General features: G+C 64.2%; 12 protein-coding genes. 10 read left to right on the top strand and 2 right to left on the bottom strand.

Translation table 11 applies throughout. The annotated features are described in order from the left end of the window. Positions 1-64 precede the first annotated feature (64 nt). The 9 genes from AB688_RS25430 (at position 65) to AB688_RS25390 (ending at position 9,371) form a co-directional block, all read left to right on the top strand. Positions 65-682 (top strand): NUDIX domain-containing protein, encoded by a 618-nt coding sequence (locus tag AB688_RS25430; RefSeq protein WP_063546435.1) that lies wholly within the window; start codon positions 65-67, stop codon positions 680-682. Further along, a complete protein-coding gene (locus tag AB688_RS25425) occupies positions 673-1,125 on the top strand; it encodes a DUF1249 domain-containing protein (protein ID WP_054893162.1) in 453 nt (150 codons plus the stop codon). Before AB688_RS25430 ends, AB688_RS25425 begins: the two co-directional genes overlap by 10 nt. 84 nt (positions 1,126-1,209) lie before the next feature. Continuing rightward, positions 1,210-2,019, top strand: coding sequence for a 3',5'-cyclic-AMP phosphodiesterase (gene cpdA, locus AB688_RS25420; RefSeq protein WP_063546433.1), 810 nt, complete (start codon positions 1,210-1,212; stop codon positions 2,017-2,019). 155 nt (positions 2,020-2,174) lie between these two features. Then, positions 2,175-2,783, top strand: coding sequence for a YqiA/YcfP family alpha/beta fold hydrolase (locus AB688_RS25415; RefSeq protein WP_063546431.1), 609 nt, complete (start codon positions 2,175-2,177; stop codon positions 2,781-2,783). Positions 2,784-2,818: 35 nt separating this feature from the next. Further along, positions 2,819-4,723, top strand: a complete 1,905-nt coding sequence (gene parE, locus AB688_RS25410; protein ID WP_063546429.1) for a DNA topoisomerase IV subunit B — start codon at positions 2,819-2,821, stop codon at positions 4,721-4,723. Continuing rightward, positions 4,720-5,706 carry an esterase-like activity of phytase family protein gene (locus tag AB688_RS25405; protein WP_063546427.1) on the top strand — a complete coding sequence of 329 codons (987 nt, stop codon included), beginning with the start codon at positions 4,720-4,722 and terminating at the stop codon, positions 5,704-5,706. Before parE ends, AB688_RS25405 begins: the two co-directional genes overlap by 4 nt. Next, positions 5,703-6,221: a retropepsin-like aspartic protease family protein gene (locus AB688_RS25400; RefSeq protein WP_054893167.1), complete on the top strand. Its 519-nt coding sequence runs from the start codon at positions 5,703-5,705 to the stop codon at positions 6,219-6,221. The genes AB688_RS25405 and AB688_RS25400 overlap by 4 nt, the downstream gene beginning before the upstream one ends. Before the next feature lie 10 nt (positions 6,222-6,231). Then, complete coding sequence (gene parC, locus AB688_RS25395; protein WP_063546425.1) at positions 6,232-8,487, top strand: DNA topoisomerase IV subunit A; 2,256 nt, start codon at positions 6,232-6,234, stop codon at positions 8,485-8,487. Between the two features lie 173 nt (positions 8,488-8,660). After that, on the top strand, positions 8,661-9,371 hold the full coding sequence (locus AB688_RS25390) for a PqiC family protein (protein ID WP_063546423.1): 711 nt from the start codon (positions 8,661-8,663) through the stop codon (positions 9,369-9,371). 111 nt (positions 9,372-9,482) lie between these two features. Here the strand turns inward: AB688_RS25390 and AB688_RS25385 are convergent, their stop codons facing one another. Beyond that, entirely contained in the window at positions 9,483-10,955 is a 1,473-nt protein-coding gene (locus AB688_RS25385) for a hypothetical protein (protein ID WP_063546421.1), read from the bottom strand. A gap of 135 nt (positions 10,956-11,090) precedes the next feature. Between AB688_RS25385 and serB the strand changes: the two genes are divergently transcribed. Further along, positions 11,091-12,305, top strand: a complete 1,215-nt coding sequence (gene serB / locus AB688_RS25380) for a phosphoserine phosphatase SerB (protein ID WP_054893171.1) — start codon at positions 11,091-11,093, stop codon at positions 12,303-12,305. 45 nt (positions 12,306-12,350) lie between these two features. Here serB and asd read toward each other — a convergent pair whose 3' ends face one another. Further along, complete coding sequence (asd, locus tag AB688_RS25375; protein ID WP_054893172.1) at positions 12,351-13,214, bottom strand: archaetidylserine decarboxylase; 864 nt, start codon at positions 13,212-13,214, stop codon at positions 12,351-12,353. Between the last annotated feature and the right edge of the window lie 6 nt (positions 13,215-13,220).

Raw genomic sequence — 13,220 nt, 5'->3', positions numbered from 1 at the left:
ATGAAAGGTGGCGGCACGCAGAGTAGGATGGCGCGACGCAGTCGTTGATGTAATGAGGAATTCCATGTCAGACACCTTGAATTCGGTGCCCAAGGCGGTCGAGATCGTCGAACGGGCCAATTGCTTCCAGGGCTTCTACAAGCTCGACAAGGTGCGCCTGCGCCACGAGCTGTTCGCCGGTGGCATGGGGCGCGAGATCAGCCGTGAGCTGTTCGTGCGCCACGATGCCGTCTGCGTGCTGCCCTACGATCCGCAGCGTGACGAAGTGGTGCTGATCGAACAGTTTCGCGTCGGTGCGCTGGACAAGACCGACAACCCCTGGCTGATCGAGCTGGTCGCCGGGCTGATCGACAAGGATGAGCAACCTGAGGAGGTTGCCCACCGTGAAGCCGAAGAAGAGGCAGGCCTGAGCTTCTCCGCACTGTGGCCGATGACCCGATACTTCCCGTCGCCTGGCGGCAGTGACGAGTATGTCCATCTGTTCCTCGGGCGATGCAGCAGCGAGGGTGCCGGTGGCCTGCACGGGCTGGAAGAAGAGGGCGAGGATATCCGCGTGCGCGTCTGGTCGTTCGAGGATGCCTTGCAGGCGGTGCGCGATGGGCGCATCGCCAACGCGGCAAGCATCATCGCCTTGCAGTGGCTGGCGCTGAACCGTGACGAAGTCCGGGGGATGTGGAAGTGAACCTGCTGCGCGAACGCTACCGGGTCGACCTCGTCGGCCTGCAGGCTGCCTGCGAGGCCAATTACGCACGGCTGATGCGCCTGCTGCCGGACATGCGCACCACGCAAAGCTCGCGACGCATCGGCATGACCCAGGGCGACCAGATGCTTGGCGTGCTGGTGCTCGACGTGGTGTTGGCCTGCCCTTACACCACCACGCTGCGGATATGCCAGGAGCACAGCCTGCCGTGGCTGCCGGTGCCGCAACTCGAGGTACAGGTCTATCACGATGCGCGCATGGCCGAAGTGGTGAGTGCCGAGCACGCTCGGCGCCTGCGCAGCATCTATCCGTACCCCAACGCGGCCATGCACCAACCCGACGAGAAGGCCCAGCTCAACCTGTTTCTCGGTGAATGGCTGAGCCATTGCCTGGCCTGCGGCCACGAGTACGAAACCGTGCGTTGAAATGTGACGTCGGTTGGTTTCGAGTATTTGCTCCAACGCTTTCTACGGCCATAATCGTGCCGAATCCGATCAAGGAGACGGCCTTTGTCGCATTCACCAATTCCTCCTGCGCAGGCTCCGGTGCATGTGGTGCAGCTCACCGACGCCCACCTGTTCGCTGATCCGGCTGGCACCCTGCTGGGCCTCAACACCCGTGACAGTCTGCGCCACGTGGTGAGCCAGGTGCGTCGCGAGCAACCACGCATCGACCTGTTGCTGTGCACTGGGGACCTGTCCCAGGACGCCAGCGTGGCGTCCTACGCTGCGTTCCGAGAGCTGACGGAGGGTTTTGCCGTGCCGACCCGTTGGTTGCCGGGCAACCATGACGAGGCCAGGGTCATGGCGCGTGTGGCGCCAGATCTGGTCCATGCCGTTACCGACATTGGCGCCTGGCGCGTGGTGATGCTCAACTCGGCGGTGCTGGGTGCCACCCATGGGCTTCTTGAACAAGACCAGCTCTCGACCCTCGATAACGCGCTGGCGTCGGTGGGGGAGCGCCACTGCCTGGTGTGCTGCCACCACCAGCCGGTGGATATCGGCTGCGCCTGGATTGCACCGATCGGCTTGCGCAATGCCGATGAGCTGCTGCAGCGTCTGCGGGCATATCCACAGGTGAAGGCGTTGCTGTGGGGGCACATCCATCAGGAGTGGGACGAGGTCCGCGACGGTATTCGCTTGCTGGCCACGCCCTCGACCTGCATCCAGTTCGCCGCGCGCAGCGAAGACTTCAAGGTCAGTGAAGAGCAGCCAGGGTATCGCTGGCTGCGGCTGCATGCCGACGGACGGCTGGAGACCGGCGTCGAGCGGGCGAGGGATTTCGTGGTGACCCTGGATTTCAACAGCCCGGGTTACTGACAGGTTTACCGCTCCTGCGAAGGTCGCGCCCGTCGTGGGATTTGAAGATTGTGTTGCGAAAATCCCACCCTTGCGCCAAAACCCGGCGAACGCGCTACACTGCGCGTCCCTGTGCCCGCATCGTCGGGCGCGAAGCCACAGATTCCGGGGGCAGCATGTCGGGTTCCATCCTCTATATCCATGGCTTCAACAGCTCGCCGCTGTCCACCAAGGCGCGCCAGCTCGCGGCGGTGATGCAACAGCTCGGCTTGAGCGCGCAGTTGCGCGTCCCCGAACTGCACCATCATCCGCGCCAGGCGATGGCTCAGCTCGAAGCGTGCATCGCCGAACTCGGCACGCCGCTGCTGGTCGGCAGCTCCCTCGGCGGCTACTATGCCACGCACCTGGCCGAGCGCCATGGCCTCAAGGCCCTGCTGGTCAATCCGGCCGTGACCCCGCACAAGCATTTCGACGGCTACCTCGGTACTCAGCGCAACCACTACAGCGGTGAAACCTGGGAGCTGACCCACGACCATGTTCAGGCCCTGGCCGAAATGGAAATGCCACCCCCCGAAGATGCCTCACGCTATCAAGTGTGGTTGCAGACCGCCGATGAAACGCTGGACTATCGCCACGCCGAGCGTTATTACCGGGCCTGTGCCCTGCGTATCGAGGCCGGCGGCGACCACAGCTTCCAAGGCTTCGCCCAGCGTCTGCCGGCCTTGCTGGCCTTCGCCGGCATTGCCAGGGCGCAGTATGACGCGCTTGATTTTTCTGTATTTTGACCTTTTTGCATTCACCAGACTGACGACGAGAACCCATGGCCAATCCCAGCGCTAGCGCCTATAACGCAGACGCCATCGAAGTCCTCTCCGGCCTTGACCCGGTCCGCAAGCGGCCGGGCATGTATACCGACACCAGCCGGCCCAACCACCTGGCCCAGGAAGTCATCGACAACAGCGTCGACGAAGCCCTCGCCGGTCATGCCCGGTCGATCCAGGTCGTGCTGCACGCCGACCACTCGCTGGAAGTCAGCGACGATGGTCGCGGCATGCCGGTGGATATCCACCCTGAAGAAGGCGTATCGGGCGTCGAGCTGATCCTTACCAAGCTGCACGCCGGTGGCAAATTCTCCAACAAGAACTACCAATTCTCCGGCGGCCTCCACGGCGTGGGCATTTCGGTGGTCAACGCCCTGTCGACCCAGGTCCGCGTGCGGGTCAAGCGTGACGGCAACGAGTACCAGATGACCTTCGCCGATGGCTTCAAGGCCACTGAGCTTGAGGTGATCGGCACGGTCGGCAAGCGCAACACCGGCACCAGTGTCTACTTCGCGCCCGATCCCAAGTATTTCGATTCGGCCAAGTTCTCCATCAGCCGCCTCAAGCACGTGCTCAAGGCCAAGGCCGTGCTGTGCCCGGGGCTGTCGATCAGCTTCGAGGACAAGGGCACCGGCGAGAAGGTCGAGTGGCACTACGAGGATGGTCTGCGCTCGTACCTGGTCGACTCGGTCAGTGAATTCCAGCGCCTGCCCGACGAGCCGTTCTGCGGCAGCCTGGCCGGTCATAAAGAAGCTGTGGACTGGGCGCTGCTGTGGCTGCCCGAGGGTGGCGACAGCGTCCAGGAAAGCTACGTCAACCTGATCCCTACCGCCCAGGGTGGCACCCACGTCAACGGCCTGCGCCAGGGCCTGCTCGATGCCATGCGCGAGTTCTGCGAGTTCCGCAACCTGCTGCCGCGAGGCGTCAAGCTGGCGCCCGAGGACGTGTGGGAACGCATCACCTTCGTGCTCTCGATGAAGATGCAGGAACCGCAGTTCTCCGGCCAGACCAAGGAGCGCTTGTCGTCCCGCGAGGCCGCGGCGTTCGTTTCCGGTGTGGTCAAGGATGCCTTCAGCCTGTGGCTCAACGCCCACCCGGAGCTGGGCATGCAACTGGCTGAGCTGGCGATCAGCAACGCCGGCCGACGCCTCAAGGCGAGCAAGAAGGTCGAGCGCAAGCGCATCACCCAAGGGCCGGCATTGCCCGGCAAACTGGCCGACTGCGCCGGACAGGATCCGATGCGTGCCGAACTGTTCCTGGTCGAGGGCGACTCTGCAGGGGGTTCGGCGAAGCAGGCGCGTGACAAGGAGTTCCAGGCGATCCTGCCCCTGCGCGGCAAGATCCTCAACACCTGGGAAGTCGATGGCGGCGAAGTGCTTGCCAGCCAGGAGGTGCACAACATTGCCGTGGCCATCGGGGTCGATCCGGGTGCCACCGACCTGTCGCAACTGCGCTACGGCAAGATCTGCATCCTCGCCGACGCCGACTCCGACGGCTTGCACATCGCCACGCTGCTGTGCGCGCTGTTCGTCCAGCATTTCCGCCCGCTGGTCGAGGCCGGACACGTCTATGTTGCCATGCCGCCGCTGTACCGTATCGACCTGGGCAAGGAGATCTACTATGCCCTCGATGAGGCCGAGCGAGACGGCATTCTCGACCGTCTGGTCGCCGAGAAGAAGCGCGGCAAGCCCCAGGTCACCCGATTCAAGGGGCTGGGTGAAATGAACCCGCCACAATTGCGCGAAACGACCATGGACCCGAACACCCGGCGCCTGGTGCAGCTCACCCTGGATGACCTCGCCGGTACCACCGAGATCATGGACATGCTGCTCGCCAAGAAGCGTGCGGGCGATCGCAAGAACTGGCTGGAGACCAAAGGCAACCTGGCCGAGGTCCTGGTTTGATTCGTCTGCTTGTCGCAGCCTTGCTCGCGCTGGCCAGCCTGACGAGTTTCGCCAGCGACTGGCCAGAGCTCAAGCTCACCGCCGAGCACCCGATCGAGGGCATGCGCGGCGGTAACCTGTCGGGCCTGGCCCAGTGCCGTGGCGCCCTGTGGGGCGTCTCGGACCGCGACGACGATCGAATCTACCGGCTTGAACAGCAGGATGGCGTGTGGCGTGCCGAGGCCCTGGTCTTCACCCCGCCGCCGGTACCGGAGAGCGGGCTGCCCTGGGGGCTGAAGTCGCGAAATTGGGCAGTGTCGTTCATCCGTGGCGGCGAGCTGGATTTCGAAGGCATCACCTGTGACAGCGCGGGCAACTTCTATGTGGTCAGCGAGGCGCATGCGGCGGTGCTGCAATTGCCGGTCGAGGGCGAGCCGAACTGGCTGAGGATCGATCCGGCCATGGTTCGCCAGGCCCGTGCCAGCGGCATGCTGTTGCACTTCAATGCCTTGTTCGAGGGCCTGGCCATCAATCCGGCCGGTGACCGCCTGTGGTTGGCTGCCGAGCGCGAGCGTCGGGGGCTGATCGCCGTGCAGCGTCAGCAAGCGGTATGGACCTGCGGACGCAGCTGTGTGCTGCTCAGCGAGGCAGGGGTGGAGATGCAGCCGTCACAGATGCCAGGCTCGCGGGCGCTGTCGCGAGATTTCGCGGACCTTGCACTGTTCGACGGCAAACTGTTCACCCTGGAACGCAATGCCTTCCGCATTTGCCGGCGTGACGCCGACACCGGTGCGGTCGAGCGCTGCTGGTCGTTCGCCGCCGATGCCCTGGTCGACACACGTCGCTACGACCGGCCGTTCGGCTTGGCCGAAGCCCTGGTGATCGACAAGGACGGTGCCTGGATCGGCCTGGACAACAACAACGGCACCCGTGCCGATGGTGAAAACCGCCCTATCGTCTGGCGCTTTGCCGCGCCAGCGGGCGGCTGGAGCGCGAAGCCTTGAGCCAGCCAGCGGGCAAGCGGGCTGGCCGGGTCCTGATGGTCCTCGCCTGGGCGGCAGCGATGTTTCTCGCCACGCGCTTTTTCGGGCAGTGGGAGGATCGTCAGCAGAACCCCAACAGTGTCGTGCAGTCCGAACGCGGCGAAGACTTTATCGAGGTGCGGCTGCTGAGTAATGGCCAGGGCCACTTCGTCGCCGATGGCGCGATCAACGGCAAGGTCGTGCACTTCATGCTCGATACCGGTGCCACCGATGTGGCGATCCCCGAGGCATTGGCGCGCGATCTGGCGCTACAGCGCGGCGCGCCGGTGATGCTCAGTACCGCCAATGGCCGCACCGAGGGCTATCGCACGCGGCTCGATAGCCTGCAACTGGGCGATATCCGCCTGCGTGATGTGCGTGCCCTGGTGGTGCCGGGGCTGGACGGACAGACGGTGCTGCTCGGCATGAGCGCTTTGAAACAACTTGAATTTACTCAGCGCGGCGGCACCATGCTGCTGCGCCAGAACCTGAAATGACGAGGCTCGCATGAGCGACTTACTGGACAGTCTCGAAGGCGTCGAACGCCGTTCCCTGGCCGACTTCACCGAACAGGCCTACCTCAACTATTCCATGTACGTGATCATGGACCGCGCCTTGCCGCACGTCGGCGACGGCCTCAAGCCGGTGCAGCGGCGCATCGTCTATGCCATGAGTGAGTTGGGGCTGGATGCCGACTCCAAGCACAAGAAGTCGGCGCGTACCGTCGGCGACGTGCTCGGCAAGTTCCACCCCCACGGCGACTCGGCGTGCTATGAAGCCATGGTGCTGATGGCGCAGCCGTTCAGCTACCGCTACACGCTGGTCGACGGTCAGGGCAACTGGGGTGCGCCGGACGATCCGAAATCGTTCGCCGCCATGCGTTACACCGAGGCGCGGCTGTCGCGCTACTCGGAAGTGCTGCTCAGCGAGCTGGGCCAGGGCACCGTCGACTGGGTGCCGAACTTCGACGGCACCCTGCAGGAGCCGCAGGTATTGCCGGCACGTTTGCCGAACATCCTGCTCAATGGCACCACCGGCATCGCCGTGGGCATGGCCACCGACGTGCCGCCGCACAACCTGCGCGAAGTCGCCAGCGCCTGCGTGCGCCTGCTCGACGAGCCCAAGGCGACCATCGAGCAACTGTGCGAGCACATCCAGGGCCCTGACTACCCAACCGAAGCGGAGATCGTCACGCCACGGTCCGAGATCCAGAAGATCTACGAAACCGGCAAGGGCTCGATTCGCATGCGCGCGGTGTACCGAGTCGAAGACGGCGACATCGTTGTCACCGCGCTGCCGCATCAGGTTTCCGGCGCCAAGGTGCTGGAGCAGATCGCCGCGCAGATGCAGAACAAGAAGCTGCCGATGGTCGCCGACCTGCGTGACGAGTCGGACCACGAGAACCCGTGCCGCATCGTCATCATCCCGCGCTCCAATCGTGTGGATGCCGACGAGCTGATGCAGCACCTGTTCGCCACCACCGATCTTGAAAACAGCTACCGGGTCAACGTCAACATCATCGGCCTCGATGGCCGTCCTCAGTTGAAGAACCTGCGCGCGCTGTTGCAGGAGTGGCTGCAGTTCCGCATCGGCACCGTGCGCCGGCGCCTGCAGTTCCGCCTGGACAAGGTCGAGAAGCGCCTGCACCTGCTGGACGGCTTGCTCACCGCCTTCCTCAACCTGGATGAAGTGATTCACATCATCCGCACCGAGGATCATCCCAAACAGGCGCTGATCGAGCGTTTCGAGCTGACCGAGATCCAGGCCGACTACATCCTCGAGACCCGCCTGCGTCAGCTGGCGCGCCTGGAAGAGATGAAGATCCGTGGCGAGCAGGACGAGTTGCTCAAGGAGCAGGCCAAGCTGCAGGCCTTGCTGGGCAGCGAGACGAAGCTGCGCAAGCTGGTACGCAGCGAACTGATCAAGGACGCCGAAACCTATGGCGACGATCGCCGCTCGCCAATCGTCGAGCGCGCCGAGGCCAAGGCTCTGTCGGAAAACGAGCTGATGCCGACCGAGCCGGTCACCGTGGTGCTGTCGGAAAAAGGCTGGGTACGTTGTGCCAAGGGTCATGACATCGATGCCACGGGCCTTTCGTACAAGGCTGGCGATGGTTTCAAGGCTGCAGCGGCGGGGCGTTCGAACCAGTTTGCGGTGCTTATCGACTCGACCGGGCGCAGCTATTCGCTGGCAGCCCACAGTTTGCCATCGGCCCGTGGCCAGGGCGAGCCGCTGACCGGGCGTCTGACGCCGCCGCCGGGCGCCACCTTCGAGTGCGTGCTGTTGCCGGACGATGATGCGTTGTATGTGGTGGCGTCCGATGCCGGCTACGGTTTCGTGGTCAAGGGCGAGGACCTGCAGGCCAAGAACAAGGCGGGCAAAGGGCTGCTGAGCCTGCCCAATGGCGCCAAGGTGATGACGCCACGGCCGGTCGCCGACCGCGAGCAGGACTGGTTGGCAGCGGTCACCACCGAAGGCCGTCTGCTGGTGTTCAAGGTTGCCGACCTGCCACAACTGGGCAAGGGCAAGGGCAACAAGATCATTGGCGTACCGGGTGATCGTGTGGCCAGTCGTGAAGAATACGTCACCGATCTGGCGGTGATTGCCGAGGGATCGACGCTTGTATTGCAGGCTGGCAAGCGTACCCTGTCACTGAAGCCGGATGACCTCGAACATTACAAAGGCGAACGCGGACGTCGTGGTAGCAAATTGCCACGTGGATTCCAGCGCGTCGACGGCATGGTGGTGGAGCGCCCGGAGTAAACCGGTTGTTCGTCTGGAACGGCGTTTTCAGCGTCGTTCCGGGCGGAAATGCTGGAGTCCGGCGACTATTTCGCGGATGATACACCCCTTGCGGGGCCGGCGTGGCCGTGTGCCCGCGGGAATCCACACGAGTATCACTGCGGTTGCCGGGCGGCGGCCGCTTGGATGGGATGATGAAATTTCTGCGCCTTCCATTTGCGCTGCTGATGACGGGTCTGCTGGGGCTGAGCGGGTGCAGCATGCACCAGCCGGTGGCCCTGTACCAACTCGACAGCGGCGACCCCGGCCAGCCTTCGCAGGCTGCCGGCATGGCGGTCGTGCTCGGTCCGGTATCGGTAGCCGACTACCTGCAACGTGAAACCTTTCTGCAACGTCAGCCTGATGGCAGCCTGACCGCGGCGACCGACGGTCGCTGGGCCGGCAGCCTTTCGTCGGATATCGACCAGTTGCTGGTGCGTCAGCTCGCCTGGCGCCTGGACAGCCAGCGCGTCGTGCTTGCACCTGCCAGCACTGGCTTCACGCCGGATGTGCAGGTGCTGCTGTCGATCACCCGCCTGGACTCGGGCGCCAACCAGCCGGCGATCCTCGATGCCCAGTGGCGCGTACTGGATCGTCGTGGCCATGTGCGCGACAACCGTATCGTCCACCTCGAGCAACAGCATGAGGGCAGCGAGGCCTCGCAAGTCCAGGCCCAGGGGCAGTTGCTGCAGAAGCTGGTCGAGCAACTGAGCGTTGCCGTCAAGCCGCTGGCGAACCAGCCAGCGGTCGCTGAAGATGCGCCGAAAAAGCCAGCGGCTCCGGTCCAGGTCAAGAAGGAACCGGAGAAGTCGAGGATTCCGATGGCTTCGCCGATCCGCACCGATATGGAAGTCTATCGATTCTGATTCGACAGACATGAAAAAGCCCGCAGCGATGCGGGCTTTTTTGTGGGTGCCGGATAGCAGGCCTTTCGCGACTCAAGGCCGCTTCTACAACTGCACCGCGGATCAGGCCATTCAGGCCCGACGCTCATGCATCCGCGCCAACTGGCGCTCGAGCATCGACGGGTAGGGCTCCATCAGTCGCTCGACACAGCAGGCGCCTTCAGGGCTGGCGATCGGCCGAATGCGCGCGCGCTGGCGGATCAGGGCGTCGTCGCTGACCTGGCGCTCGACCAGCAGCAGGTTGCGGCTGTGTTGCGACAGCGCCAGGGCATCCTGGGCCTTCTCGGTCATCAGCAGGTCGACCTGATCCATGCCCAGCAGGTCTTCACCCAGCGCCAGTCCCAGTTGCAACTGCAGGGTGATACCGCTGTCGGCGACCTCGATCTGCAGGGCGTGGCCCAGGGCGCGCAGCAATTCGCCACAGCAGATGGCATTGGTGAGGTAGTCCTCGCCGCTGTCACGGCTGTGGAACAGCAACAGCGTGCTGCCGTCGTCAAGGGTGTGCACTTCACCCTCGTACAGCGACGCGGCCTGGTCGAGGCAGTCGCGGTAGCGCTCCAGCAACTCGGTCAGGCGCGTGCGCGGCAGACGGCGCAGTTGCTCCTGGGAGCCGAGTTGCACGGCGAGCACGGCGCTGGTGTTCGGTTCGTCAGACTCTGGGATGGCCAGTGCCTTGGGGCTGTGCACGGTGTCGTCGATCAGGTCGGCAAAGGCGTCGTCGTCTGCGTCGTCGTCCTGGGCGGCCACCCTGGCCGCTACAGGCTTGGGTGCGGCCTTGCGTGGCGGCTCCTCCACATGCAGGTCGGCAAAATCATCTTCGTCGTCTTCATGTTCTTCCGGCTCCGGCGGTGGCGGCGGGGCCAGGCGGGCATGAAGCTGACGAGCGAGATCGCCGATTTCGTCCTGGCGCTCGATGGCCGGGGTATAGGGGTGGGGGTCACGCAGCCAGACACGCAGTTGCAGCAGCGGCGTCGAGATGAAGCGGCCCAGGCGCAGGCTGAGGGTAAGCGCCAGCGCCAGCAGGATGGCCGCGAGAATGCCCATGCTCTGCAGGCTGATCAGCATCGGTTGCTGGAACTGGCTCATGTCCAGGCTGATGCGCAGTTGCCCGGCGGTCACGTCCTGGAAGGTGATCTTGGTCTGGTAGACCCCTTCGGCCTCGCCCAGCAGGCTGTTTTTTGGCCGTTGCCCGGCCTCGGCGAGGATTCGGTTGTCGACGCTGTAGATCGCCGCGTGGGCCACCAGCGGGTTCTTCACCAGATTGCCCAGCAGCACGTTGAGGCTGAGGATGTCGTTGGACACCAGCAGCTCGGTAGCCGAGGTCGCGGTCTGCACGGTCAGGCTCTGGCCGACGGCATCGGCCTGTTCGTGCATGGCCTGCTTGAACTGCAGGCCCATCACGCAGGCATAGATCACCAAGGCCAGCGCCACCAGGAAAATGTTATGGCTGGCGATGCGCAATGCCAGGGGAATACGACGCTGGCGCAGGGCTCGGAAGATCATCAGAAAGAAGTTGTCGGTTTTGACAGGCGTGGGCCGGTTCACAGAGCGCGGCTCTTTATGGCGGAAAAGATGCTGGGCAGTATAGCGACCCGCGTTTTGTCGGCAAAGTATCGATGGCGCCCGATGGTCATGGAAAGTGGGTAGAATGCGCATTTTTCATCGAGTTGGAGCCCGGTCTTGCGCGAAATCGTCCTGATCAACATCACTGGTGAAGACCGTCCGGGTCTCACTGCGGCCATCACCGGCGTCCTGCTCCAGGGCGGTGTGAACATCCTCGACATCGGTCTTGCGGTCATGCATGGCACGTTGTCGTTCGGCATTCTGGTCGATATTCCCGACAATGAAGTCGCTACCGGCCTGCTGCAAGGGGTGCAGTCCAAGGCCCATGAGCTGAACCTGCAGGCGCGCTACACGCCAATCTCCGAGGCAGACTACCAGCAATGGGTGGACGGCCATGGCGACAATCGCCACATCGTCACGCTGCTCAGCCGCAAGGTCACGCCCGAACAGTTGCAACGGGTCAGTGCAGTCATCAGCCAGTATGGCCTGACCATCGAGCGGATCGAGCGCCTCTCGGCACGTGTGGCGCTCGACGCCAGCACCGACAAGAGTCGCGCCTGCCTGGAAATCTCCGTGCGCGGTGAGCCGACCGACGCCCAGTCCCTGCGCGCCGATTTCTTCGCATTGTCGGCCGAGCAGGGTATCGACATCGCCTTCCAGCAGGATGACCTGTTCCGTCGCAATCGCCGCCTGGCGGTGTTCGACATGGATTCGACGCTGATCGAAGCCGAGGTGATCGACGAGTTGGCCAAGGCAGCAGGTGTCGGCGAACAGGTTTCGGCGATCACCGAGCGCGCCATGCGTGGCGAGCTGGATTTCCGTGCCAGCTTCAAGGAGCGCATGGCATTGCTCAAGGGCCTGGACGTCGGCGTGCTGGACGAAATCGGCGCTTCGCTGCGCCTGACCGAAGGTGCCGAACACCTGTTCGCTGAACTCAAGCGCCTGGGCTACAAGACTGCAATCCTCTCCGGCGGTTTTTCCTACTTCGCCAAGCAGGTGCAGGCACGCCTTGGCATCGACTACGTGTTCGCCAATGAGCTGGAAGTGGTGGATGGCAAGGTGACGGGCGTGGCGATCGAGCCGATCGTCGATGCCCAGCGCAAGGCTGACCTGCTGCAGGAGCTGGCGCACAAGGAAGGGTTGCAACTGGAGCAGACCATCGCCGTGGGCGACGGCGCCAACGACCTGCCGATGCTGTCGCTGGCCGGCCTGGGCGTGGCTTTCCGCGCCAAGCCGCTGGTGCGTCAGTCTGCCAAACAGGCGATTTCCACGCTGGGGCTGGATGGCGTGCTGTATCTGCTGGGCTGGCGTGACCGCGACGGGCGCGTGTGAACCGTTGAAACAGCGGGGCTGCAAAGCAGCCCCAGCGATCCCGGGTCAGCCCTGTACCGGCAGCGCCAGTTGCTCACCCATGCGCACGGCAGACCCGGCGCCGAGGGCTTCGGCCCACTTCACCTGTTCTGGCCCGAACAGCACGATCGCGGTCGAACCCAGCTTGAAACGCCCCAGTTCCGCGCCTTTTTCCAGATGGATCGGCGCGCGGCTGGCTTCGTCGTAGCGGAAGGTCTTCAGCTCGCGCTTGGGCGGTGTGACCAGCCCGGCCCAGACTGTCTCGATCGAGGCAACGATCATCGCACCCACCAGCACCACCGCCATCGGCCCGCGTTCGGTGTCGAACAGGCAAACCACGCGCTCGTTGCGGGCGAACAGCTCGGGGACGTTCTCAGCCGTGGTCTGGTTGACCGAGAACAGGCGGCCCGGCACGTAGACCATCTCACGCAGGGTGCCGGCCAGCGGCATGTGCACGCGGTGGTAGTCCTTCGGCGACAGGTAGATGGTGGCGAACTCGCCGCCCATGAACGGCGCGGCCAGCGCCGGGTCGCCGCCGAGCAGCTCGAGGGCGCTGAAGCTGTGGCCCTTGGCCTGGAAAATACGGCCGTGCTCGATCGGACCGAGCTGGCTGACCGCACCGTCGGCCGGACACAGGATCGCGCCCGGGGTTTCATCCAGGGGGCGCGCCCCCGGCTTGAGGGCGCGGGTGAAGAAGGCGTTGAAGTGCTCGTAGGCGGTGAGGTCCTCGACCAGCGCCTCGGACATGTTCACCTGGTAGCGTTTGGCGAACCAGGCGGTGAAGGCATTCTTGAACCAGCGAGCGCGGCACTCGGCGACGCAGCCGGCCAGGCGCGACAGCAGGTGGTGCGGCAGCAGGTGCTGGCTGATGATGAACAGACGGGATTTCATGCAGTT

The sequence above is a fragment of the Pseudomonas putida genome, assembly GCF_001636055.1.
GTDB classification, from domain to species: Bacteria; Pseudomonadota; Gammaproteobacteria; order Pseudomonadales; family Pseudomonadaceae; genus Aquipseudomonas; species Aquipseudomonas machongensis.
This window is presented reverse-complemented; position numbering and strand designations above follow the sequence as displayed.